The following is a 25,687-nucleotide window of genomic DNA, read 5'->3' as shown; positions in this document are numbered from 1 at the left end:
AGCAACAAATTATGAATAAAGATCAAAATAATCTGCCTCAGCCAGAAAGCTGGACACCATCTGAGGTGGAAACGATTAAGCTAAAAAGTAACTATTTACGGGGGAGTATCGAAGAGAGTTTAAATGATGAACTTACCGGTGCTATTGCTGCCGACGATACCCAGCTTATAAAGTTTCATGGCAGTTATCAGCAAAGCGATCGCGATTTAGATGATGAGCGAAAGCAAAGTAAGTTAGAGCCCCTATACAGTTTTATGATTAGGGCGCGTGTACCAGCTGGTATTGCCAGTACTGAGCAGTGGATTGCTATGGATAATCTGGCCAATTCCTACGGGAATAACACATTAAAATTAACAACGCGTCAGGCATTTCAATTGCATGGGGTTGTTAAAAAGAATTTGCGACAAACCATGAAGGGAATAAATGATGCTTTACTCGATAGTATTGCAGCATGTGGCGATGTAAACCGAAATGTGATGAGTACTTCCAATGAAGGCTTGTCACTGGTTGTTGGCGAGTTGGCTGATTTTGCCAATACAATAAGTGAACATTTATTACCAAAAACCACGGCCTACCATGAAATATGGCTGAATAAAAAGCTGATAACAGAAGAGCAGCAGGATGAAGAGCCTATTTATGGAAAAACATATTTACCACGGAAGTTCAAAATTGCCATTGCCGTTCCGCCTTATAATGATACCGATGTTTTCGCTAATGACATTGGGCTGATTGCCATTGTTGAGAATAGTAAGTTGATTGGATACAATTTTGCCGTTGGTGGAGGTATGGGAAAAACCTATGGCATGCCTGAAACATATCCTCGTTTGGCTGATGTTATTGGGTTTGTTAGAAAAGAAAAGGCTTTAAGTGTTATTGAGGAAATTGTTAAAATACAACGTGATTTTGGTAATCGGAATAACCGTAAGCAGGCTCGTTTGAAATATACACTTGATCGCATTGGTAGCGAGTCCTTTATTAAGCTCTTGGAGTTTCGATTAGGATTTGATTTGGAGCCTGCCAAAGATTATAAATTCACATCTAATGGTGATGTATTTGGTTGGAAGAAAGCCGCCAACGGTCTGTGGTTCCTGGGATTGTTCATTGAACATGGGCGAGTGAAGGACACAGATGAACTGAAACTTAAACAAGCACTTCGGGAAGTGGCGGAGTTAAAAGTATGTGATTTTCGCTTAACAGGGAATCAGGGTTTGGTGTTAGGTAAGGTAGCAACTGCCGATAAGCGCAAAATTCAAGAGATATTGAGTCGATATTATGCTGGTGAGTATCAGAAAATTTCTGGCCTCAGAAAGCATGCCATTGCTTGCGTGGCACTCAATACATGTACAATGGCCTTTGCCGAGGCTGAGCGCTACTTGCCTGATTTAGTCTCAAAGATTGAGTTAATTCTTGCCAAAAATAATTTAAGCACAGATGATTTTTTAATTCGGATGACCGGTTGTCCAAACGGATGTGGACGACCATTCTTAGGAGAAATTGGATTGGTGGGGCGTGCTCCAGGAAAGTATAACTTGTATTTAGGTGCTGGTTTCTCTGGTGACAGATTAAATACACTTTATAAAGAAATGTTGTCAGAAGAGGAGATTCTAGGTTGTTTAGAGCCTTTGCTGCAACAGTATTCAAAAGAGCGACAAGCAAAAGAGCGGTTTGGAGATTTTCTCATTCGAAAGGAAATAGTAGAACCTGCCCAAAGTGTTTCCATCATTAAAAAAGGCTAGTATGAAAGATAAACGATATCGAAGTGTTATCAAGACCATTTCGTGGCGTGTAACTGGTACCATCGATACTTTTCTGGTTTCCTATTTAGTGACAGGCCGTGTTGGTATAGCAGCATCCATTAGTTTGGTTGAGGTGTTTACCAAGCTATTACTTTACTACCTGCACGAACGTATCTGGAATAAGGTGAAAATTGGTAAAGAGAAAGTTGAACCAGATTATCAGATTTAATTATTAACCCGAATTCGATTTAAATTTCAGAATTCAGATTATCATAAAGAATTAGGATTATGAACTTTCTACCCATCAGTATTAATATTGAAGATGAAACCATTCTCATTATTGGTGGAGGTCATTTGGCTGTGCACAAGGTTGAGTCTTTAGAGCGGTTTACTCATAAAATTAAAGTAATAGCTACTAATGTAGTACCTGAATTACTTGATCGTAGTTTTGTTGAGGTTGAACAAAAACAGTATGAACCCAGTGATTTAGAAGGTCATCTCCTGGTTTATGCTGCTACAAATAATAAAGATTTAAATGAAGAAATTCGCCGGGATGGGAAGCGTTTTCGTTGTATTGTGAATGTTGTCGATAAGCCGCAGCATTGTGATTTTGTTTCACCGGCTATTTTCAGGCAAGGGAATATGACAGTGGCTGTTAGTTCCAATGGTGAGAACGTGTACGCCGCCATTAAGTGGCGTAATCAAATTCGAGAGATGGCTAATGCCGGCACGCTATTTCAGCTAGAAACAAAAGAAGTATATCGACAAGAGTTTCTTAATAAGACGGAGTAATTCTTTCATTAACCACAATGACCAAATATGATGAAAATACATATTCGAACATTTGTAAATGACTTTAATGGTTTGTATCAAACCATCGAAAAGGCCTTGCCAGTACATACGGATTTTACCTGGTCGTATCAGAAAAATGCTACGAAGCTGACCACAGGACAGCTCATTGAATTATTAATGCAGGCTGTCGATTTGGTGCTTATCCCTGTAAGCGAAGTTCAGTATATTAATGCCAATGAGTTAAATGTTGTAGCATTACTAGATAATCAGAATGATACATCAAATCCATTAGCATTGATAGCCGTTAATAATCAGGTCATCCAAAAAATAGATGATTTACAATTTGATATTCGTAAACAATATGGGCGCGTGTATATTGTTGGTTTTGGACCCGGCTCCCCAGATTTATTGACTATTAGAGCACAACGTTTGATTGAAGAAGCAGATGTTGTCTATTACGATGATTTATTAGATGATACGTATTTAAAGTCATATAATGCTGAGTTGGTATATGTTGGTAAGCGAAAAGGCAAGCATAGTGCTAAGCAACAAGAGATAAATGAACGCTTATATAAGTCAGCTTTAAACGGAAAGAAGGTGCTGCGCCTAAAAGGTGGTGATCCACTTGTTTTTGGTCGTGGTGCCGAAGAGTATCACTATTTAAGTCAGCGATTTGTTGATGTGTGTATAGTGCCTGGTGTAACATCAGCATTGGCTGCCGCGGCAGAAGCAGTTATCCCACTTACTTCAAGAGGGGTGAGTGCATCAGTTGCTTTTACACTGGGGCACGATGCTGTTTATAATAAACTACCAAAAGCAGATACACTTGTGTTTTATATGGGTGCTTCACAGCAGCGCAATTGGGCTAATCGCTTGATGCAAGAAGGATGGGCACCTCAAACACCAGTAGCTTGCGTTCAAAATGCTTCGTTGAAAAATCAAAAATGTTTAAGATATACCCTTGCTGAATTAGTGAATAGTCATGAAGTATTGCCGGCACCTGCCTTGATAATTGTGGGCCAAACTGTTAAGCAATATGTGGCAGGGCGCCCTCAAAGATGGTTGTATACAGGCAGTGACTTAAGTTACTTTAAGGAAGAAGGAGAAGTTGTGCATAACCCGATGGTTAAAATTCAAAAGATACCATTGGAAAGAAGTCAAGTTGAACTGGTAAAAAACATCAGGGCTTTTAATCGGATTGTTTTTGTAACCCCACATGCCGTTCATGAATTTTTTAATGCGCTGTTTGAGTGTGAACTAGATGCCAGAATACTTAGTGATGTTGAAATAGATTCAATTGGAGAGTCGACTTCAAAAGCTTTAAAGCAATATGGCCTGTTAATTCCTGCTTCGTCGGCAACTAACTCAATAAATGGCCTGGTTGACTGCTTAAAGAATGAACAGATTGTAGATGAAGATATTTTACTGCCTTGCTCATCGGATGGTTTGAGCATTTTGCCCGATGCTTTGAGGCAAATGGGCAATCGCCCATATGAATTTAAGTTGTATGATTCAGTCTTACCAGATAATGCTGTTCGGCATAACCTCGACGATTTCACCGGTATTGTATTTTCTTCCCCTAAAGCTGTTCGTCATTTCTTTCAGCTTCACAATTGTTTGCCGAAAGGAATACAGGTTAAGGTAAGAGGAGTTTATACTAAAATGGTATTAGAAAAGTATATCAGTAAAAGTGAAATGCCTGTTGTTGTCTTAAGTACCGAGAACCTATCTGAGTTTGACACATAGAAAAAGCGGAGCAATAGGCTCCGCTTTTATATTTTTGACGCTTCTGTTTTTAGAAGAATTTGCTTCTTTCATCAGTTACTTCAGCCTTACTTCGAATCGCTTCAGTTGCTTGATAATCTACTTTAAAGCCATTGCTTTGCTTAAGTTGAGCTAGCTCAGCTGCAACATCAGTTGTGTTAGCTGTTACATTGTTAACTTTAACAACATATACACCGTTGTTTCCTGCTACAGGAGCACTTAATTCGCCAGCTTTAGAACCGGTTGCTAAGGCAACTAATGCAGGTTCAACACCAGCACCAGGAACTTGGAATGCACCAAAATCAATCTGACTAGCTGTCATAACTTCACTGTCAATACCAGTTGCTAAAGCTGCAATGTCGTTACCTTGCTTTTTGCTGTTAAGCTCGGCAGTAAGTACTTCAGCTTTTTTATCGTTAAGCAGTTTTCTTTCGATTGAACCTTTCACAGCAGCTACCGATTGGTAACCTTCTTCTTTAGCACCTGTTAAGAAAGCGATAATGTATGCATCACCAAATTCGAAGATGTCAGACATATCATTCATTTCAGCTTCAAATGCCCAACGTACCATCTCACGTGAGTGCTCCAGGTTGTTAACTGTTCTGTCATTAGTTTTTATGCTTCTTCCATAACGCTTAACCAAATTATCGGCAGTAATCGCTTCATCAAACTTGTCAACTGTATTGTTTAGTGACGCAAACTTAGCTGCTTGCGCATAAACCTGCTGATTTGTTTTAGTACTGAAAGTAATATTGCGCTCTAAAGTAGCAATGTTGTATTTAGTTACTGGCTTACCCTTGTCTTGTACATTGATGATGTGAATACCAAATTGAGATTCAACTTTTACGATATCACCTTTATTACCTTCGAAACAAGCATCGTTAAAAGGCTTCACCATTGTTCCTTCGGCAAACCAACCTAAGTCACCACCGTTAATGGCCGAACCTTGATCGCTTGAGTTATCACGCGCAACTTTTGCGAAGTCAGCACCGCCTTTAACTAAAGCTAATAAGCTATCTGCTAAAACAGGATCGTTAACTAAAATGTGGCGTGCTTTAACCGAATCAGGCATTTGCTTGATAGCAACAATACGAGATAATTTGAATGTCTCATTTTCTAAATAAGGTCCATAAACTTCATCAACTGAAGCACCTTGAACAAATCCCTGTAATGTTGGGCCTAGTTGCTCAAATTTAAGATTACGGTCAATGTAGTTTGACTCAGAGTTCATGTTCACATACTGAACCGCATCAGTCTCAGGGTTTTCGAATTCGGCTTTCGATTTCTCAATCCATTCTTCAGCCATCTGACGGTCTTCTTCAGAAGGTTTAACGTCAAATGCTACATAAACAACGTCGCGTGTCGCTTCTTGCTTATAATTTTCTTTGTGAGCGTTGTAGTAGTCTTTTACTTCGCTATCCGATACCGAAACTGTTGAATCAGGAACCGCTGAGTAGCGCTTAACTACAAAGTCAAAGTCCACCTTGTTTTGTTTTGCATTTGCTTCAGCTTCAGCCTGAGCAGTTGTTACAAACATTCCTTTTTTAATCAACTCACGATATTTTGTGAATAAACGCTCTTTTTTGATCTGCTTCTCAAGGAATAACCAGTAGAAGTTTGCGTTAGGATCTAAATTCTTTTGCTGAAGGAAGTTGATAACTTGTGCCTTGTCAAACATGCCCGTTTGAGGATTGGTGAACATCTGGCGAATCTGTGGATGCACATTTTTACCAGTGGCCATTTCATAAATCTCATCGGCTGTAACGGCAATACCAAGATCTTCATATTTCTCTTCCATGATGAAGTCCTGTACCATTTGGTTCCAGGCCTGCTCACGAATTTGATATGAAGTATTTTCATCCAATGCTGATGAACTTGAGTTTAATTTGTAATAATCTTCTAACTCAGTTACATAACTTTGGTATTCAGGATACGATACTGATGTTCCATTGATCTCAGCAATCTGCATGTTACGTCTTCTAAAAATGGAGTCTCCCGAACTCATCAAGTCGCCTAATAAAAAGGCAAGAAGTCCGATCGCAATCACGATAATGAGTAATCCAGATTTATTTCTAATTCTCTCTAATGTTGCCATTCTGTTATTACTTATAAAATTATGTAGATTTAAAAATCAGGTTACGAATATACAAAAAAATGGGACACACGATAAGGTGCTTTCATCTTTGCTGCCAGAAAGTTTTTATTGTTCCCTTAATTGTCTTTGTAACGCACTTTTACCAGTTCAATACGTGCATTGCTGGCTTCTAATATTTCAAAGGTAAATTGGTCGATGGTAATGATGTCATTTATCTGTGGAATCGATTGATTATGAAATAGGATTAGTCCTGCAATTGTTTCGTAATCATCAGATTGAGGAAGGTTTATCGGGTACTTCTCATTGAGGTAATCAATTTCTAATCGGGCCGAAAAACGATATTCATGATTACTAACCTGCTCCTCTATATGCTCTAGTATGTCGTGTTCGTCATTAATCTCACCAAAAATTTCTTCTAAAATATCTTCTAGCGTTACAATTCCGGCAGTTCCTCCAAATTCATCAACAACCAAGGCAATACTTTTGTGTTCTTTTGTAAAAAGTTCCAGTACTTTATTCGCAGTCATTGCCTCAGGAATGATGGAGATTGGGCTAACAATATTTCGTAGTTTCTTTGGGTGTTTAAAGAGCGACGATACATGTACATAGCCAATAATGTTGTCGATGCTATCTTTGTAAACAAGAATTTTAGATAAGCCGGTTTCCATAAATTGCCGGCGCAATGGTTCTAATTCGTCATTTACTTCAATCACCTGAAGTTCGGTACGTGGAATAATGCATTCGCGTATTTTCAGTTTTGAGAAATCGAGGGCATTTTTCAACAGTTTTATTTCATTGGCCCCTTCGTCATCTTTATCACTTTTTTCGTGATGCTCTGTTAAAAGGTTATCCAAATCAACTTTGCTTAACATCCAGTTGGCCTGCTCTGGCATTGTTTTGGCCTTCAGTATTTTATTAATAATATAATCTGAAACACCCATTGTAAGCCTGCTAAAGGGATAAAATAAAAAGTAAAAGCTTAACAGTGGTATCGCAAAAATATTGAGAATAAAGGTTGGGTGGATGCGAAATAAGGTTTTGGGCAGGAACTCAGCCGTGATGAGTATTATGATGGTTGAGAAGACTGTTTGTATCAATAGTAGCGCAATATTCGATTCAAAATATTGCGTAATTAAAGGTTCGATAAGTTGGCCCATATGCAGACCGTAAATAACCAGTGCTACATTATTGCCAATTAATATTGTTGACAAAAAGATGCCAGGGTTACATACAAATCGATCAATTATTTTAGCCGGAAAGGGGTGTTTCTTTTTATTGAGCTCCAGAAGTAGTTTATTAGAGCTAAAGAACGCCATTTCGCAGCCCGAAAAAAAGGCTGACATCAATAAAGTAAGCGAAATAATTACGTATTCATTCATGCCTGAGTGAGACCTAATAAAAAGGAAAGATAGGAAAAAGTTGTTAAAAGTGATTTACTCTTCAAATTCTAGATCGCCTTGCAAATTCGTAATGTGCCAGTTTTCCATGTTTTCGTCAGCCTCAAAACCAGTTCCGGTGTATACACTGTTTTCCTGCGTAATGGTTACGAACTTATCGGAATAAATACGTTTCTCTTTTGTGTCCCAAAAGAGTTGTTCGGTATTTAATACTTCTCCTTTTTGGTTAATAGCCTCTACATCAATATTTAGTTCCCACAGGCCTTTTTTCTCATAATTGATGGCATTTCGGCATTTGATCTGAGCATCGATTTCACCATTAGGAAGGTACATAATTACATGAAGTCCATTCGGAAAATCCATGTATGGTTCTTTTTTTCTATCGTAGCGTAAGAGTTTAGGTGTGATAAAACGGTGTGTGATCCGGCCAGAGTCAGTTAAGGCCGATTCAAACTCTTCATAAATGATAGATGGTACTTCTTCGCGGTTGGTAATGGCGGCTATCTCTTCTGGTTTATTGGATTGACAGCCCGTTACTAAAAAACAAACAGCAAGCAGTACAAGACCGCTTGCTGTATATATTGTTTTGATTGTATTTCTAAATAAAGGTATCAAAGCTTTATTTTTTAGCTCTTACTGTTGTACTTGTGTTGATCCATCCTGCAATCTTATACGCATCACCAATCTTTAATCCCTGGAAGAAAATCTCCTCGGTATTAGGAAAGTATTGTGAATACAAAAGAATGTTCTCGTTAGCTTCAGCTAATGCTTCTGCATCAACAGATTTTGCTTTTTTAAATTGGTCAACGGCAGCCCAATAAACAGTTTTGTGTTCAAATTCAGTAGAACCGTAACTAGAAGCTGTTGCTGCATAAGATTTACCAATTAAAATATAAGGAGCACCCCAGTCGCCACGTAAAGCAATTGCTTTGCGTGCTTCAGCACGTGTTTGGCTATATTTCTTTTGTGACATGTAAATAAGACCAAGTGTGTTGTGGTATTTAGCCTTAAAAGAAGCATCTTCTTCCAATGTAATGGCTTCATTTAAAAACTCAACAGATTTGTTAGTGTCACCTCTTTTCATGTACATAAGAGCAATACCATATGCAGAAGATGCTGCTGGTTCAATTTTATGCAAGTACTCTGATGACTGATAAAATAATTCAGACTCACCACAGTCTCCTTTTGTTAATAAGCGATTTACACGCTTTAACCACGCAAGGTCATCGGTGTGATCAGCTAATTGAGGGCCAAAAATCTCAGCTAAAGTCTCACAGTTAGCAGCTCCACTTTGCGCGAAGAATTTCTCAACGTTGTTAATCACTTCCTGAATTTTAGGCTTGTTAGCCTCCTTCGTCATTTCCTTCTGCTTGTTAAGCGTCGTTGTTACATTGGTGTAAATTTCAACTAGCTTTTCGCCCGATAACTCATTCATCTTATACATGGCAGTACTATTAGCCATATATGTAAGTAATGCAGGAGGCTGAGTTTTTACACCCAATACTTTGTAACCATCTTCTAACAATGGCTGAACTTCTTTGATTACATCAGGATTGTTACGATTGTAGCGTAACATGGTGATGGCTTTTTTACCCATGATATAAGCTGTAGGGTATCTTTTGTCATTCCCAAAATACTTGGCACGTTGATCGTAAACAAGCATTAATGTTTTGTAGTATTCGGCTTTTTTAGCAGCATCTTTTTCTTTTTTATAAAGAGACTCTACAATTCTTTCACCGTGAGAGTATAAGTTTTTATTGGAAGCCGGACATTCGTTGAATGCGATTTCCCATTTTGGATAAGCTTCGGCATAATTCTTTTGTTTGTAATACTCGTAGTAAAGTGAAAGATTTTCCAAGCATCTTAAACTATCTTCTCCATGGCCGTACTTCGACCCATCTTCTACTCCTTTTTGAGCAAACACAGAACCTGTGAACAAAAGTCCTGCAATTAGTAATGTAGCAATTTTCATTGGCATGGTATTCTGGTTTTTGTATTAGTTTTAATCAAATTTTCGTTTCATGAACCAGTACTCGTGAAGTGTAAGGTTCATCGTAAAGCGCATATAGTTTTCTTTAATTAAACTATTGTCGGTGCTACCTCGTTGTCCCCATTCTAATGCAAGGTTGAAAGACGTTTTACTTCTTTTTAATGGTAATCCCATTCCAAAAGTTATGCCAAAGTCTTTCAAATGATCGCCACCGGCTGATGCTGGCGTTATCAAATACTCTTGCTTGTAAGAAGTACCTAGGCGGTACTTGATACGACTAGGGTAGAAGTTTGCGCTTCTGTAATTTGGTATATACTCTACTCCAAATGCAACCGTTTGTTCATCACCAATGGTAAATGCATTTGGGTCATTTGTAGAGGTTGATAGGCTTGGAAATTTTGATTCGCTCCATTTAGCAATTGAGTAATCAGCTGTAATGGTCAATAAGTCATCAATATTATAGGCTACGCCAAAGCCGTACTTTGCTGGTAATTCCAATGCATTACCATCAAATTTATCTTCATTAAAACTCAAGGTGTCAGCGTTAATGATTGTAACTCCATCCTGGCTAAAAGCTGTGCCAGCCGCCACTAATTGTTTGGCTTTACCACTCATGCCTGTTTTGGGACTGTAAATGGCCCCCAATACAATATTGTGTCTTTCTTTGAGGTACAAACGGTATTGCACGCCAAAGTCCATATAAACATCATTAATCGATATTTCTTCAGAAGTACCTAAATTAAAGGCTGAAGGATCATTTGGGAATCGAGCGATAGAATAATGCGATACCTTTCCGAATACATAGGAAAAGTGAGCTCCCAATGATAGGTTTTTTACCGGGCTTAATGCTAAACCAACATATGCTTTGGTGGTATTACCACTGCCCTGATAATTTGAGCTTGTATAGTTTGTATTTGTAGTAGGAATGCTTTCTGATTCGTTATCGTCATAAAACTGATACCCCACAATTGATTCAGGTTTAACACCTATTGACATAAATCCCCACTTTGAAACCGGATAACCGATTGCAAAATAAGAGAAATTCATATCCGAAAAGCGTGCTGTTGACGTTTCAGTCTCTAATTTCTGATCAAAACCAGAAACTCCTCCTTCGAAGAAGAAAGATATAGAGTCCATGCTGAAGTATGACGCGGGGTTGATATTATTTAAATTGTATGAGCTGCTTAACGCGATTCCGGTATTACCCATTGCCGCATTACGCCCAAATCCACCATCCTGTATTTCTCCAATTCCATATCTCGAATATGGTGAATATGTTCTGTTTTGAGCAGTAGTAGAAATACCAATTATCACTACTAAAAAGAGAGTTACAGCAACCTTATATATATTGTGCATTGTATTCTAGAATTCTGTTAAGTCCAATAAGTACTAAATTAGGATGTACAAAGATGGGATTTTTTAATTTCCTCGCAAAAAAATCTGCATCACCGCCTGTTATAATTGTTTTTAACTGTTTGTATTGCGCATTTAATTCATCAATTAATCCATCTATTTCGTATTTGATACCATTTTGTACGCCCGCCCGAATGGCTTCATCCGTTGATTGGCCAATAAGTTTCTGATTAGGATCTTGATTTAATAATGGAAGCTTACTTGTAAAGTGGTTAAGCGCTTTGTAGCGCATACTCATGCCTGGTGAAATATTGCCACCGAGAAATACATTACTTTGGTTAATAAGTTCATATGTAATTGCTGTGCCGGCATCGATAACCAGAAGATTAGTGTTTGGATATAGGCTAATGGCACCAGCTACAGCTGCCAGTCTGTCTAAACCAATGGTGCTTTTTGTTTCATACTGCCATTCAAAAGGCAGTGGTGTGTTTGCGTTTAGAATAATTGGTGTAGTGTCAATGTCTGATAAATTACCCAACAACTCATCATGCCGCTCACTTACTACAGTTGATATTATCACTTTAGAGATATTGAACTGTGTATTGATGCTTTTGACTGTTTGTTTATCAAGAAAATCCGAATAGTCGGAGTGGATAATTTGACGCTGGTCAAAAATCCCAAACTTCACCTGTGTATTTCCTCTGTCAATAACTAAATTCACACTTAAAAGTAACTAAACCGTTAATTCGTTTTACCTCAAAAGAGGTGCAAAGATACATAAGTTATTGCACTTGTTTTGATAACCCAGGTGTTTTTATGCGAAAAGTCCTTGTTGTTGAAGATGATAAGTTTATCTCGGCGATATTTACAATGTTTCTGCGCGATTTAGGGCATGAGATGGTTGGTAAATGCGCCGATGGAGGTGATGCTGTGGATTTGAGTCATCGCTTAAGACCCGATGTGGTGCTAATGGATATTCATCTTGAAGGTGAGATGGATGGTATACAAACGGCTGAACAGCTGCGACGGGAGTTAGATATACCGGTTATTTATGTGTCATCAGATACAAGCAGTCAGGTTATTAAGCGTGCAATTGTTTCTAACTCTTATGGTTTCCTGGTGAAGCCTGTCAATAAGAAGGAGTTGGGTATTGCCATCGACTTAGCTTACTATAAACACAAAGTAGATCAAGAGCAGCGAGAGCGCGAGCGCGGTTATCGTCAGTTTATAAGTGAAGCGTCTATGCCATTGATGATTTTGCAAGATGGGCGTGTGATGTATTTAAATAACCTGGCATTAGATCTTTATAAGACACACTACATGGAAGATGTGTTGCTTTCTCCATATTTGAATTTTGTGGGTCAGGATGATAAAGAAACTGTAACAAACATATTAAATGGATTCTCAGAAAAAGGACAGGGCTTTGATTCGATTGATATTGCCATGACGGATGTTCATGGGCAATCGTTTTACGCTCAAATTTCCGGGTCATCCATTATTTTTAATAAAAAGAAATCCTTACAAGTTACCATACTTGACAGAAGTAAAGAGGTATATGTGCAAAAACGAAATGCCTTACTTCTGAAATTTTTATCTGACTGTGAGCGGCCTTATATCATTGTAGATTCACGTATGAAGGTGAAAGCTGTTGCGTCACATCCGTTGTTCGATGGTATGGACTTAAAGGGTAAACGCATTAATCAATTATCCGATTTTTTCCAATTTGGAGATAGCAGCAAAACCCTCACCTTTGAGAATAAAGGCGAAGCAATGGTATTTCAAGCGCACGAAATTTATGATGCCGCTAATAAGGTATATGAAATTGTGTATTTTCAACAGTAAACTTAGCTGTTAACTGTATCATTCATGTTGGAGACTAACTCCTTAACTTCGTTAATGGTTTTAATATCGCGCATTACCAGGTAAAGTTTGCTTTTACCTTCTTTCATAGTTGCCTTCTTGGAATTATTCTGAATCCACATTAAGATACCGCTAAAGATTGATGATTGGTAGAAGGGTGATTCTTGATTGGATACAAAATAGAAATACAACAAGTTGTTTTTAAAGATTATCTTCTCGATGCCCAATTGCTTGGCCATGCGTCGGATGCGCACCAATTCAAATAATCGCTGACCGGATTCCGGAATAGGACCAAAGCGGTCAATCAGATTGTTTTCAAAGGCTACAATTTGTTCCTCTTCTTCCATGTTATCCAGTTCGCGATAAAGGTGCATTCGTTCAGCCACATTCTCAATGTAACTGTCAGGCAGACGAAGTTCAGTATCGGTCTCTATTACACAGTCAGTCACAAATACGCTAGGCGTATCATTTTGCTGATCCTCAAAGGTGTCTTTGTATTCGGTTTCTCTTAATTCGAGCAACGCTTCGTTAAGTATGCGTTGGTAAGTTTCGTAACCTATGTCTGAAATAAACCCACTTTGCTCACCACCTAACACATCACCCGCTCCCCGGATATCTAAATCCTGCATCGCAATGTTAAAACCACTGCCTAAATCTGAGAATTCCTCAACAATTTTCAGGCGCCTGCGGGCTTCTTGAGTGAGTGTTGATAAGGGAGGAGCCATCAGATAGCAGAAGGCTTTTTTGTTGGAACGACCCACACGGCCTCTCAATTGGTGCAGTTCGCTTAATCCGAAATTATGTGCATTGTTAATGATGATGGTGTTGGCATTTGGAATGTCGAGCCCTGATTCGATAATAGTAGTAGCAATTAATACATCGTAGTCACCTTCAATAAAGTCGAGCATTATTTTCTCCAGTTTAGGACCTTCCATCTGACCATGTGCCACTATTGTTTTAACCTCTGGTAAAATTCGGTTCACCATGTCTTGCACTTCCATGATGTTTTGTACACGATTGTTGATAAAGAACACTTGTCCGCCACGCTCTACTTCGTACAGAATAGCTTCTTTGATGATTTCTTCATTCATCACATGCAATTCGGTAATAATTGGGTGACGGTTAGGAGGCGCTGTGTTTAAAATGGATAAGTCACGTGCTCCCATTAACGAAAATTGAAGCGTTCGGGGAATAGGTGTTGCGGTTAGTGTTAAGGTGTCAACATTCACCTTTAGTTGTTTGAGTTTTTCCTTAATGGCAACACCAAAACGTTGTTCTTCGTCGATGATTAATAAACCCAAATCTTTAAATTCAACATCTTTGCCTGTTAATCGATGGGTGCCGATAAGTATATCGACTTGTCCTTCTTTTAATTTAGTGAGGGCAGCCTTCGTATCTTTTGGGCGTCGCAGTCGACTCACATATTCGATATTAGCCGGAAAATCTTTTAAGCGTTCTTTAAATGTTTGATAGTGCTGAAGAGCCAATATGGTTGTTGGTACCAATACAGCTACTTGCTTATTGTCAGCAATGGCTTTGAAGGCAGCTCGTATGGCAATCTCCGTTTTACCAAAGCCTACATCGCCACATACCAGGCGGTCCATTGGTGTCGGTTTTTCCATGTCGCCCTTAACGGCTACAGTAGCTTTTGTTTGGTCAGGTGTATCTTCAAAAAAGAAGGAGGCTTCTAGTTCAGTTTGTAAATAAGTGTCAGGCGAATAGGTGAAGCCGGGCTCTGTTTTTCGTTGAGCATATAAGGCAATCAATTCACGCGCAATATCCTTAACTTTCTTCTTAGTTTTTTCTTTTAGGTTTTTCCAGGCGGCAGTGCCCAGCTTATTGATTTTAGGCGGTGTGCCTTCTTTACCTTTAAACTTACTGATGCGATGCAGTGAGTGGATGTTAACCAGCAATACATCGTTGTCGCGGTAAACCAAACGAATGGCTTCTTGTGGTTTGCCATTTACGCTTTGTGTGACTAGGCCACCAAAACGCCCCACGCCATGGTCGATGTGAACTACAAAATCACCAGGGTTGAGTCGGTTAAGCTCTTTTAGCGAAATAGCTTGCTGAGCAGATTTGGCCTTTTCTGTTCGTAATGAGAATTTATGGTAACGCTCAAATATCTGATGATCGGTGTATAAACAAAGCTTTGCATCGTGGTCGATAACGCCTTCGTGCAAACTGTGGTTGATTTCGCCATAATTAAGTTTGATGCCCCTGTCGTGAAAAATGGCTTTTAAACGCTCAAACTGCTTTGGGTTATCTGATAAGATGAAACACTGGTATTCTTCCATTTGTTTCTCTTTCAGGTTTTCTTCCAGTAGTTCAAAGTTTTTATGAAAAACGGGCTGGGGCGATGCGTTCACCTCAATGGTATGGGCATCGGGCAATAAAGAATTGTTTCCTGTTGAGATAAGGGGAAACTTCTGGCAACCGGTAAAAAAAGCTTTGAAATTACAGATAGCCTCATCACTTAAAAAGCTATAGTTTTTATCGTCATCCTCTTCTTCGTCAATTTCAAAGGTGTGTGCTTCGATTTTTTCATTGATAGCATCCATGCGTTGCTCAATAAAGTCAAAGCTATCAACCCAAATTTTAGCTTTGGGAGGTAAATAGTCAGAAAGAGGTGTGAGCGATTGCGTGTCTTGATTTTCGGTAAGGTTTGGAACAATGGTGACTTGTTCCAGTTTTTCTTTTGAGAGCTGGTTTTCAAGGTTGAATTTACGTATGCTATCCACTTCATCGCCAAAGAAATCGATTCGATATGGATCTTCATCAGAGAAGGAATATACATCGATAATACTACCTCGTACAGAATACTGGCCCGGTTCAAAGACAAAATCAACTCGCTGGAAATGGTATTCATTTAGCACATCGGTGATAAATGATATGTCAAGCTGGTCGCCATTGTTAATGATTAATCTGTTTTCATCCAATGAATCGGCCGAGAGTACTTTTTCAATTAAAGCCTCAGGGTAAGTGATGACAAACAATTGCTTGTTATTGCTGTGGAGCTGACTTAAGGCTTCGGTTCGCAGCAGTACGTTTTGTGAATCTTTCTGCCCATATTCAGGCGAGCGCTTGTAGGATGATGGTAAAAAAGAGACATGCTTGCTGCCGCATAGTTGCGAAAGGTCGTTATACAGGTAGGCGGCTTCTTCGCGATCGTTAAGAATTATCAGGTGTGGACCATGAGTGTGTAAGGAGGCTGGAAAAACGCTTTTCAAACTTCCACTCAATCCTTTTAAAAACAGGCGGCTGTTTGGTATCGCAAGTGCCTCTTCGATTTGTTTAACGCGCTGGTCGTTTTCAAATAACCCTAATATCTGACTAATCTCCACGTTCTCTTTTTTTTGTGCAAAAGTAAAGAAAATACGATAGCTTTTGTTAAGGTGTAAGGCAATCGTATTTAAGAAATTGTTTTTACAACTCAAGCCGTTGGGGCTTCACCTTTTTGCCTCCAGCTCAAAAAGGTGACAAAAAAGCCGCCGACTAAAACACTCGTTTACCCATAAAGGCATTGCTACAGGAAAAATTTAAAAACTAACAGCTTGGTATCAAATTTTTCTTCCTTTCGCTTATGCCAATGGGGCCCAAACTGCGTTGTTTATGTCGGTATAACAATAACAAATCATCATTAATATTTCAAATGTGATTGCCGTGGATTAAGGTGTGTTTATGCAACAAAAAAGGACAGCTTTCTTTAACGAGAAGCCATCCTTTTTTTAACCGTATATAATCAAAGTGTTTATACTATTATTACATCAAACTGAGCCTTGCAATTCCATTTATTTGCATTGAGGCATCGTTATAAAAATAACCGACAGAGCTTTAGCTATGCCTCTTTTTTACGCCTTGCCTAAAAGCAAATATTCTAAAATTGTATAAGTCTCACTTTGAAATAAAATTGGTATTAGCTGTCTTTTCCGTGTTTCTTCAAATAGGCTTCAACCTTCTCAACCATGTTTTTTGAACCTGTATAAAATGGTGTTCGTTGGTGCAGTGACGTAGGCTTAAGTTCCATTATGCGTTGTTCGCCATTGGTGGCTTTTCCGCCAGCCTGTTCAGCTAAGTAGGCAATGGGGTTGCATTCGTATAGCAGTCGTAGCTTTCCGGTAGGTGCATTTTCAAACTCAGGATATATAAAAACACCCCCTTTAAGTAAGTTACGGTGAAAATCAGAAACGAGCGACCCGATGTATCGCGATGAGTACGGACGGCTGGTCTTCGAATCTCTTTCCTGGCAGTATTTAATGTATTTCTTTACACCTTTGGGGAACTTCTTGTAATTGCCCTCGTTAACAGAGTAAATGGTTCCATCTTCAGGTGTTTTTATCATTTGGTGTGAGAGGCAAAATTCACCTATGGATGGGTCAAGCGTAAAGCCATTAACACCTTCTCCGGTTGTATATACCAGCATGGTTGAGCTACCATACAAAATATAGCCTGATGCTACCTGTTCTGTTCCTTTTTGCAGGAAGTCTTCCATTGTAGCCTGCGTACCTTCTGGTGTTACGCGCTTGTATATCGAGAAAATGGTGCCAATGGAAACATTCACATCAATATTTGATGAGCCATCAAGTGGATCCATCATAAACACATACTTCGCATTTTTCGCTATTTCATCATCAAAAAAGATGAAGCTCTCGTTCTCTTCAGAAGCAATGGCGCATATTTCACCACAACTGTGCATGGCATCAATAAAATACTCATTGGCAATGATGTCCAGTTTCTTCTGGTCTTCACCTTGTACATTGGTGTTTCCTGCTTCGCCAAGAACATCAACCAAACCGGCTTTGTTTACTTCACGATTAACAATGCGAGCTGCTGTGCCAATATGGTGGAGCATGTGCGAAAATCCTCCATCTGCCTTGTAGTCCAGCTCCATCTGGCTTTTGAGGATGAATTCGTTTAGGGTTGTTACTTCAAATTTTGTCATGTAAATTGGAATTAGTGTTGATTTGTAAGATTAGCTAATGCTTTGGTGCTTAACAATGACAAGGCTCACTTGTTGTGCGCTGAAAGGAAATAGTTATAAATTGAAAGTAATTTTTTGTTTTACATGTTTTTGCGAAACCAATCGAAGATGTAATTTTATAGCATGAGAGTATTCAAATTTGGTGGGGCTTCGGTTAAAGATGCTTCAGGGGTCAGGAATCTGGCAGAGATAATTAAGCATTATGACGGTCAGTTATTTATTGTGGTGTCGGCAATGGGTAAAACCACCAATGCAATGGAGGCCATTGTTGAGGCGTATATGCAAAAAGATAACACTTTATTGCAAGAGCGTTTTGACGCTTTAAAAAGCTATCACTTTAAAATTGTTAATGATTTATTGGAAGATGGAAATGCTTGTATTAATCTACTTATCTCTCAGTTGGATGCCAAGCTTTGTACAGAGCCATCGCTTAACTATGACTTCGAATACGACCAGATTGTGCCCTTTGGTGAATTGTTGAGTACCACTATTATTAGCGCCTATTTAAATAGTATCAATATCGCTAATGAATGGCTGGATATTCGTAAATATATCCGTACCGATGATTGTTACCGCAGCGCCAATGTGAACTGGAAACTGACGCAATCGTTGATGCAGGATAATTTAGAAACCGGCAATGGGAATATTTGGGTAACGCAAGGATTTATAGGATCTACTGAGAATAATTTAACCACCACATTAGGACGCGAAGGCTCTGATTATACCGGTGCAATTATAGCCCATGTGATGGATGCTGAGTACCTGGCTATTTGGAAAGATGTGCCTGGTGTACTAAATGCTGACCCACGTTGGTATGCGAAAGCCACAAAGATTGATGAACTTTCGTATTGGGAGGCCATTGAGCTGACCTATTACGGCGCTCAGGTGATTCACCCAAAGACACTAAAGCCTTTGCAGAATAAGCATATACCTCTATTGGTTAAGTCGTTTGTGGAGCCACAAGATGTTGGTACCGTGATAAAAAGTAGTGAGCAAACAAAAGAGCTTCAACCGATATATGTATTAAAACGAAACCAGATGCTCATCTCTATGTCGCCCAGAGATTTCTCTTTTATTATGGAGGAAAGTTTGAGCGATATCTTCCATATCTTCTCCAATCACCGTGTTACTTTAAATATGATGCAAACATCGGCATTGAATTTCTCAGTTTGTGTGGATGATACAAAATATGTGAAGGCAGCCATTGAAGAACTTCAAGAGCAGTTTGATGTACGTTACAACGAGGAGATGGAGCTGGTCACCATTCGACATTATACCGATGAAGCCATTAATGAGGTGATTACCGGAAAGGAAGTTGTTGATTCTCAGATGAGCCGCAAAACTGCACGTTATGTCTTAAAAGCTTCGGAGTGGAAGTTTGAATAATATAAAACCTGACAGGTCACCGCTAGCGCCGATTTGTAATCGGTACTTGGAACTTCTTTTAATTGGCACGAATTACAAATTCGCGCCAGCGAGGGTCAGGTTTAACAGTTTATTCCTTCATCTTAATATAAAAAGCTGCTTTATAACCCCGTAATTCACCTTCTTCGGTTAAGAACTCATAGGCCAGTAATATGGCATGTACTTTTTTTGTCATTATGAGTTGCTCTTCATCAAAATGCCAGGTTTCCCAAAACTGTAGTTTGCCTATTTTATCACGACTAAAATCAGCTTGTTCTTCAAGGGCTTTGATGTCGGAAATCGACATTTCCTCGTTGTTAAAGTAGCTATAGGCTTTGGCTTTGCGCTTATAAATAGCATCAAATATCTGGTCAACAAATTTCTGGCGTTCCAGCTGGCTCAGACATTGTTCGGTCCACACATCTAATGAATCCAGGTTTTTTATCACCACCGGATAAATAATGGTATCGGCAATGCAGTGGCCTGGCGCTTTGAAATCAGTAGATGATGAGCTTGTTTGCTTTTGTTTACAGGCATTAAAAACAAAAAAGAAGCACACAACTATAAAAGCCGTGTGCTTGATGTATTTTTTATTATTCATTATTCATTAATCATTTATAATTAATAGTTATTTTAAGTGCATGCTAATACATAAATTTTTATCCTCTAGCCGGATGGGCTCCCGTTTTGACAAGGGACAAGTCTTTACTTTTTGTCATTGCTACCAAAAGTAAACAAAAAAAGTCTAGTCAAAAAGAAGCTTTATCCCACATCCCTTCGCCGGCTCGCCTTTTTGACTGGCCAACACACTATACTTTCCTGCTGTAAGCTATAAGCATATGTGTTTAACCATTGACTTCAATAGATACTATTATCTGTCAAAAGTAAGTCTTTCTCCTCTTACTTCGGTGTTGACTTTGCCATCGGCGTAGGCTGACTGACCATTAACCAGTGTATGCACCACTTTGTGTGAGAAGGTAGTGCCTTCAAAAGGCGACCATCCGCATTTGTAAAGGATGTTATCTGGTTTTACCTCCCAGCTATCGTTTGGATTAACCAATACCAAATCGGCTTTGTAACCTTCGCGTATGTAGCCTCGTTTCTCAACTTCAAATAATATGGCCGGGTTGTGTGCCATTTTTTCAACCACTAATTCATAGGTGAATATACCTTGCTTCACCATTTCGAGCATCGATACTAAAGCGTGCTGTACCAAAGGACCTCCCGAAGGTGCACTGAAGTATTTGTTGTTCTTCTCCTCAATGGTATGCGGTGCATGGTCGGTAGCTACTACATCGAGCTTGTGGTTAATTAAGCCCTTGCGTAATGCATTACGGTCACTCTCAGCTTTAACTGCCGGGTTCCACTTAATACGCGAGCCATATTTGTCGTAATCGGAATCGGTAAACCAAAGGTGATGTACACAAACTTCGCCCGTTACTTTTTTGTCTTTTAAAGGCAGGTCTGTATCCAGTAAATCCAACTCTTCGGCTGAACTCAGGTGTAATATGTGCAGACGTGCACCATGCTTACGAGCCAATTCCGATGCTTTTTTAGATGATTTGTAACACGCCTCTGATGAACGAATCACCGGGTGATATTTAAATGGCATGTCTTCGCCAAACTTATTTTTATAAATAGTGGTATTCTCCTGAATGGTGGTTTCATCTTCACAGTGAGTAGTTAAGATGGTTGGGCTTTCGGCAAAAATACGACCCAATGTTTCTTCATCATCAACCAACATATTACCCGTTGATGAGCCCATGAATATTTTAATACCACAAATCTTTTTAGGATCTGTTTTTAAGATTTCATCAATATTGTCATTGGTAGCCCCCAGGTAAAACGAGTAGTTGGCAGGCGATACTTTCGATGCAGCATCATACTTCTCTTCCAAAACAGCATGATTAGTAGCCTGAGGTTTGGTATTTGGCATCTCCATAAATGAGGTAATGCCTCCAGCTACAGCCGCACGCGATTCACTTTCGATATTGGCTTTGTGTGTTAATCCCGGCTCGCGGAAATGCACCTGATCGTCGATGGCACCAGGCAATAATAGTAAACCAGTGGCATCAATTTCTTTATCTGCTTTTGGTAAATCACCATCAGCTATAATACTTTTAATTAAGTCGTTTTCGATTAAAACACTTCCATTGATTTTGACTCCTTCGTTAACAATGGTGGCGTTTTTTATAAGTAGCGTTGACATATCTTCTTAGTTTATCAGTTTAAAAAGTTGATGGGTTTTTCCTTATTCAGTTTCCAGTTCAGAGTTTAAGGAGTTGAAAAGTTTAGTAGTTTAACAGCTTTGCTTCAAATTGGTTGAACTACTTTGCTAAGTTCAGAATAATTGTATTGAATGTCCATGTTTGGGTTAGTAGGTGATTAGATTAGTAGGTCAATAGGTCAATAGGTCATTAGATCAATAGTATTGACGTCCTTATCTATCTTTACGGCCAAGGTCATACATCCAATATCCTTAAACGCTTTCGTCTCTTTTATAGGATTTAAACCAGCTCGATATTTTCATTTTGATAACACCCCAAACAGCTTCGTTAAAAATACCGCCACTCATTTTGGAGGTGCCTTCGGTACGGTCGGTAAAAATAATGGGTACCTCTACGATGTTAAAACCAAATTTCCAGGTGGTAAACTTCATCTCAATCTGGAACGAGTAGCCCTTTAGCTTAATATTGTCCAGGTCGATGGTTTCGAGTACTTTGCGAGTGTAGCACTTGAAGCCTGCAGTGGTATCCATAATTTTCATGCCGGTGATGAAACGTACATACACTGAGGCAAAATACGACATCAGTACACGTCCCATGGGCCAGTTAACCACATTCACACCTGAGATGTAGCGCGAGCCAATGGCCATATCAGCACCATTTAAACAGGCATCGTGCAGGTTAATTAAGTCTTTTGGAGGATGTGAAAAGTCGGCATCCATCTCAAAAATGTAGTCATAAGCCTTCTCAACAGCCCAGTTAAAGCCCGTAATATAGGCGGTTCCTAATCCCAGCTTGCCTTCACGTTCGACTATATGCAGCTGCTCTGGATGTTTCTCCATCAAGCCTTTTACGATATCAGCAGTGCCATCGGGCGAATTATCGTCAATGATTAAGATCTCGAAGGAACGAGGCAGGCTAAAAACCGCATCAATAATGGCTTCAATGTTTTCCTTCTCGTTATAAGTGGGTATAATGACCAGGTTTCGTGTATTCTGCATATGTGGCTGTTCCTCTTGTTGTGTATTATGTAATGAAAGGCTAAAGGTAGTAAGAACTGTCGAATTGGCGAACTGTCGGCTTGGCCTATTACTCAAAAGTAAGGTCCTGTTAATACTTGTGCAACGGTGTTTGTGAAAGAAAATTGACCATTTTCTCTTAGTGGCTCAATAATAGGTGTTAAACACAATTCATTTTTCATCACATAAAAGACGTTGTTTATCTGCAAAAATCAGCTATTCGTCAAGAAAATGAAAAATAGGTGTGTCAAAAGGTGTTACGTTTTTGTGTTTCTGCAATTAACAAGTAGATAACACAATTGTAACCAGACATGTCAACTTACTTCTTAACGGTGAATGCTTTTAAGTGCTCAATCACCATTTATGCACAAACGTGCATGCCTTCACTTTTTGAAAAAACATGCCATGCACGTCCGTGCATGGGCTCTCTTATGCGTAAAACAAGCTTTGCACGTTTGTGTACGGCTTCTTTTTTTGGCAGGAAGCTTATGCAGGTGCGTACATGACGTTACGTTTCCATAAAATAAGCTTTGCATGTTCGTGCATGGCTATCCGACAAGAACTTACACCGACACAATAATCATTTAAACAAGTATTTATGAGAAAAATTAGTAAAGTATTTAACGACATTCGTGTGGCTGAAATGGCCGATTTAACAACGAATATTTTGAATGAAATTGATAAGGCACCTGCCGACGATGTGCATATGCTTGCGCTCAAGGGGCAGATTCAGCCATTAAATAACCAGCTGCTTTCAGCTATTAATAAAGATAGAGCGGAGTCGGACCTGGATAATTTTGATGCGGCACGCGATGGTGTTTACCGTTCGCTTTTGTACCTGGCAAAGGGTTATCTGCACCATCCGGATGCACAGGTAAGAGAAGCGGCCTTTGAAGTAGATGCCGTTATTGATAAGTATGGTTTTGATTTGGTAAATGAAGCCTATGGAGCGCAGTCGGCCTTGACGGATTCTTTTTTAGAAGATATGGCTAAGCCGGAGGTGGCATCTAAAGTGGAACTGTTACCCGGTTTAAAAGAACTAAGCAGCCAGCTGGATAACGAGCAGACAAAATTTAAAACAGCAGAAGCAGCCTGGAACAATAGCCGAACGGCAGTGCAACAATCAGAGAATGCTTCATCGCTTAAAAGAGAATTGCGGAAAGTTGTGAATGAACGACTGGTGGTGTATCTGCGAGCCATGATTCAGGTTGACCCTGATAAGTATACCGACTTGTGCTCCCAAACGGCTTTGTTAATTGATTCGGCCAACAGCATCATCAGGCGCCGACGCAACAATGCTGACGATTTACAGCTAAGCAGTAATTAACTAATTATCACAGTTGGTGTAAGTTTTAAGGGTGCCATGTAATGGCACCCTTTTGTATGAGTAGTTAATGGATTTCATTTATCCGACTTTACTCACGCCATTGAGCGGTGATTTATAGTAGTTTTAGGGAATGCTGTTTTTAGGTGTAGCAAATCAAAGAGAGGGATTGGTAAAATACTGAAGGCTTGATAAAGAAGATGGCATTGTGTTGTATATGTAAGATTTACAGGGAGGTAAAAATGACGTACATGAAAGAATTAAGCAAAAAACAAGAAGAATTCTATTCAAAATGGGAAGAGCGTAGAAAGAAGAAGTGGCTATACGCATTTCTTCATGGTTCAGTTTATTGGGGTATTCCGATAGCAATTATATCATTCTTATTGAATAGTGATTTCCAAATTGAAAACATGCAAATTTCAAGACTAATAATCTCATTACTATTGTTTGGAATTGCAGGCTTAACAATTGGTTTACGAGAATTTAAGGCAGTAGACTCAGTATATAAAGAATTAGATGATAGTGATTTAATTACTGAGGGTCTCCAAAAGCTTCAACAAGGTCAGATATGGAATTATGAGAACTTAAAAATATATCAAGGTAAAGGAAATACACTTACAGTACGAAATGATTTACTATGGAATGAAAAGGAAATTAATACAACTGAAGGAACTAATGAATTTTTAGAACAAATCATGAGCGACTTCAGGAGACTTCAAAAAAACTCAAAGTTCAACGCTTTTGCGAAAAGCAAAACAGTAAAAATTCAATTGCATGGTAATGAAAGTGACGAAAATTTACTACTAGAGAAAATTATACAATAACGCTCCCTGTTCGGCTTAGCGTCTCGCTCCGTCGAAATGTAAACAGGCCAGAGGCCATGCAAGATAAAACGTAGCGGGACGCTACGCTTAACGGAGCATAGATACATGCAACGATGGCTATTTAAAAAATCGTAAAGAGATGAAGAAGCAATTATTACTGTTTGTATTCTTTTACCTGTCTTTACTAATGAGTGCACAGAGCATATCAGACAGAGCATTAGATATTAATTCAAGATTTACAGAAGGCAAGGATGGCTTTAATAAATTTATTGCTAAGAATGCCTCCTATCCTTTAGTTTCACAGAATTCACTAACGGTTGGATTGTCTGTTGCATCGCTTACTGTATCACCTAAAGGACACATTGTTGATGTATCTATTCTCAATCCGATTGATAACCACATTGATAAAGAGGTTATTCGGCTTTTAATGTCAACTGGTGGTAAATGGCAAGCAACAGATTCGATAACAGTTAACCAGAAGATAATAATTCAATTAGCATTTATTATAAACGGAACAAAGTACCATTATAGTTATTTGAGTGAACAACATATTGCAGCACCTGCGCTGATAGTGGCCTATTCTCAGAATATACCAGTAACTTTTAAATCAGATGACAAACTGCAGAGTATGATAAATAAACATCTTAATAAAAAGAAATATCAAAAGTGTGTCGACTGTTTGGACGAACTGATAAGAAGAAATCCATACAATACAAAGGCTTATCAATTGAGGATAATGTGTAATGCCCGTTTAGGTAATGAAGTAGTGGTTGAATCAGACACAGAGGTTTTGACTGGTTTTAATGATAATCAACCATGGGGTTTATCTCTTTAGAAAATGAGAGTTAGCTAAACTAGAAAACTTGGCAGGCTTTGGAATTTTAGATGAACATTGTAACAGACTGAATGTAATATTCTCCCTC

20 protein-coding genes are annotated in these 25,687 nt (G+C 39.0%); 9 read left to right on the top strand and 11 right to left on the bottom strand.

The window, feature by feature from the left end:
- Nucleotides 1-11 precede the first annotated feature (11 nt).
- The 4 genes from JIV24_RS07575 to cobA are packed head-to-tail and all read left to right on the top strand — an operon-like array spanning nucleotide 12 to nucleotide 4,274.
- The gene (locus JIV24_RS07575) at nucleotides 12-1,736 is read left to right on the top strand and encodes an NADPH-dependent assimilatory sulfite reductase hemoprotein subunit (RefSeq protein ID WP_200464425.1); all 1,725 of its coding nucleotides are present in this window, start codon (nucleotides 12-14) and stop codon (nucleotides 1,734-1,736) included.
- A 1-nt stretch (nucleotide 1,737) separates the two neighbouring features.
- The gene (locus JIV24_RS07570; RefSeq protein WP_200464424.1) at nucleotides 1,738-1,965 is read left to right on the top strand and encodes a DUF2061 domain-containing protein; all 228 of its coding nucleotides are present in this window, start codon (nucleotides 1,738-1,740) and stop codon (nucleotides 1,963-1,965) included.
- A 59-nt stretch (nucleotides 1,966-2,024) separates the two neighbouring features.
- A complete protein-coding gene (locus JIV24_RS07565) occupies nucleotides 2,025-2,528 on the top strand; it encodes a precorrin-2 dehydrogenase/sirohydrochlorin ferrochelatase family protein (protein WP_200464423.1) in 504 nt (167 codons plus the stop codon).
- Between the two features lie 27 nt (nucleotides 2,529-2,555).
- Nucleotides 2,556-4,274: a uroporphyrinogen-III C-methyltransferase gene (gene cobA / locus JIV24_RS07560; RefSeq protein WP_200464422.1), complete on the top strand. Its 1,719-nt coding sequence runs from the start codon at nucleotides 2,556-2,558 to the stop codon at nucleotides 4,272-4,274.
- A gap of 49 nt (nucleotides 4,275-4,323) precedes the next feature.
- On the opposite strand, the gene JIV24_RS07555 is transcribed toward cobA, so the two are convergent.
- From JIV24_RS07555 to JIV24_RS07530, 6 genes are all read right to left on the bottom strand, one after another.
- The gene (locus JIV24_RS07555; protein WP_200464421.1) at nucleotides 4,324-6,387 is read right to left on the bottom strand and encodes a peptidylprolyl isomerase; all 2,064 of its coding nucleotides are present in this window, start codon (nucleotides 6,385-6,387) and stop codon (nucleotides 4,324-4,326) included.
- 116 nt (nucleotides 6,388-6,503) lie between these two features.
- Nucleotides 6,504-7,766: a hemolysin family protein gene (locus tag JIV24_RS07550; protein ID WP_200464420.1), complete on the bottom strand. Its 1,263-nt coding sequence runs from the start codon at nucleotides 7,764-7,766 to the stop codon at nucleotides 6,504-6,506.
- 54 nt (nucleotides 7,767-7,820) lie between these two features.
- Nucleotides 7,821-8,399: an LPS export ABC transporter periplasmic protein LptC gene (lptC, locus tag JIV24_RS07545; RefSeq protein ID WP_200464419.1), complete on the bottom strand. Its 579-nt coding sequence runs from the start codon at nucleotides 8,397-8,399 to the stop codon at nucleotides 7,821-7,823.
- A gap of 4 nt (nucleotides 8,400-8,403) precedes the next feature.
- Nucleotides 8,404-9,762, bottom strand: a complete 1,359-nt coding sequence (locus JIV24_RS07540) for a tetratricopeptide repeat protein (protein WP_234445746.1) — start codon at nucleotides 9,760-9,762, stop codon at nucleotides 8,404-8,406.
- A gap of 24 nt (nucleotides 9,763-9,786) precedes the next feature.
- Entirely contained in the window at nucleotides 9,787-11,130 is a 1,344-nt protein-coding gene (locus JIV24_RS07535; RefSeq protein ID WP_200464418.1) for a hypothetical protein, read from the bottom strand.
- Nucleotides 11,114-11,848, bottom strand: coding sequence for a type III pantothenate kinase (locus JIV24_RS07530; RefSeq protein ID WP_200464417.1), 735 nt, complete (start codon nucleotides 11,846-11,848; stop codon nucleotides 11,114-11,116). Before JIV24_RS07530 ends, JIV24_RS07535 begins: the two co-directional genes overlap by 17 nt.
- 95 nt (nucleotides 11,849-11,943) lie before the next feature.
- Between JIV24_RS07530 and JIV24_RS07525 the strand changes: the two genes are divergently transcribed.
- Nucleotides 11,944-12,969, top strand: coding sequence for a response regulator (locus tag JIV24_RS07525; protein ID WP_200464416.1), 1,026 nt, complete (start codon nucleotides 11,944-11,946; stop codon nucleotides 12,967-12,969).
- Between the two features lie 2 nt (nucleotides 12,970-12,971).
- Here JIV24_RS07525 and mfd read toward each other — a convergent pair whose 3' ends face one another.
- Entirely contained in the window at nucleotides 12,972-16,424 is a 3,453-nt protein-coding gene (gene mfd, locus JIV24_RS07520) for a transcription-repair coupling factor (protein WP_234445745.1), read from the bottom strand.
- A gap of 479 nt (nucleotides 16,425-16,903) precedes the next feature.
- Entirely contained in the window at nucleotides 16,904-17,929 is a 1,026-nt protein-coding gene (gene fbp, locus JIV24_RS07515) for a class 1 fructose-bisphosphatase (protein WP_200464415.1), read from the bottom strand.
- 162 nt (nucleotides 17,930-18,091) lie between these two features.
- On the opposite strand from fbp, the gene JIV24_RS07510 reads away from it, so the two are divergent.
- Nucleotides 18,092-19,354, top strand: a complete 1,263-nt coding sequence (locus JIV24_RS07510) for an aspartate kinase (RefSeq protein ID WP_200464414.1) — start codon at nucleotides 18,092-18,094, stop codon at nucleotides 19,352-19,354.
- Nucleotides 19,355-19,463: 109 nt separating this feature from the next.
- Here JIV24_RS07510 and JIV24_RS07505 read toward each other — a convergent pair whose 3' ends face one another.
- The 3 genes from JIV24_RS07505 to JIV24_RS07495 form a co-directional block, all read right to left on the bottom strand.
- The gene (locus JIV24_RS07505) at nucleotides 19,464-19,973 is read right to left on the bottom strand and encodes a hypothetical protein (RefSeq protein WP_200464413.1); all 510 of its coding nucleotides are present in this window, start codon (nucleotides 19,971-19,973) and stop codon (nucleotides 19,464-19,466) included.
- Nucleotides 19,974-20,243: 270 nt separating this feature from the next.
- Nucleotides 20,244-21,581: a dihydroorotase gene (locus JIV24_RS07500; protein ID WP_200464412.1), complete on the bottom strand. Its 1,338-nt coding sequence runs from the start codon at nucleotides 21,579-21,581 to the stop codon at nucleotides 20,244-20,246.
- A gap of 270 nt (nucleotides 21,582-21,851) precedes the next feature.
- Complete coding sequence (locus tag JIV24_RS07495) at nucleotides 21,852-22,598, bottom strand: polyprenol monophosphomannose synthase (RefSeq protein WP_200464411.1); 747 nt, start codon at nucleotides 22,596-22,598, stop codon at nucleotides 21,852-21,854.
- A gap of 616 nt (nucleotides 22,599-23,214) precedes the next feature.
- On the opposite strand from JIV24_RS07495, the gene JIV24_RS07490 reads away from it, so the two are divergent.
- From JIV24_RS07490 to JIV24_RS07480, 3 genes are all read left to right on the top strand, one after another.
- Nucleotides 23,215-23,943, top strand: coding sequence for a DUF6261 family protein (locus JIV24_RS07490; RefSeq protein WP_200464410.1), 729 nt, complete (start codon nucleotides 23,215-23,217; stop codon nucleotides 23,941-23,943).
- Between the two features lie 248 nt (nucleotides 23,944-24,191).
- Nucleotides 24,192-24,764 (top strand): hypothetical protein, encoded by a 573-nt coding sequence (locus JIV24_RS07485; RefSeq protein WP_200464409.1) that lies wholly within the window; start codon nucleotides 24,192-24,194, stop codon nucleotides 24,762-24,764.
- A 139-nt stretch (nucleotides 24,765-24,903) separates the two neighbouring features.
- Complete coding sequence (locus JIV24_RS07480) at nucleotides 24,904-25,599, top strand: hypothetical protein (protein ID WP_200464408.1); 696 nt, start codon at nucleotides 24,904-24,906, stop codon at nucleotides 25,597-25,599.
- Nucleotides 25,600-25,687: the final 88 nt, after the last annotated feature.

It is taken from the genome of Carboxylicivirga marina, assembly GCF_016612505.1.
GTDB lineage: Bacteria > Bacteroidota > Bacteroidia > Bacteroidales > Marinilabiliaceae > Carboxylicivirga > Carboxylicivirga marina.
The sequence above is the reverse complement of the archived record's forward strand: the minus strand, read 5'-3'. Positions and strand labels throughout refer to the sequence as shown.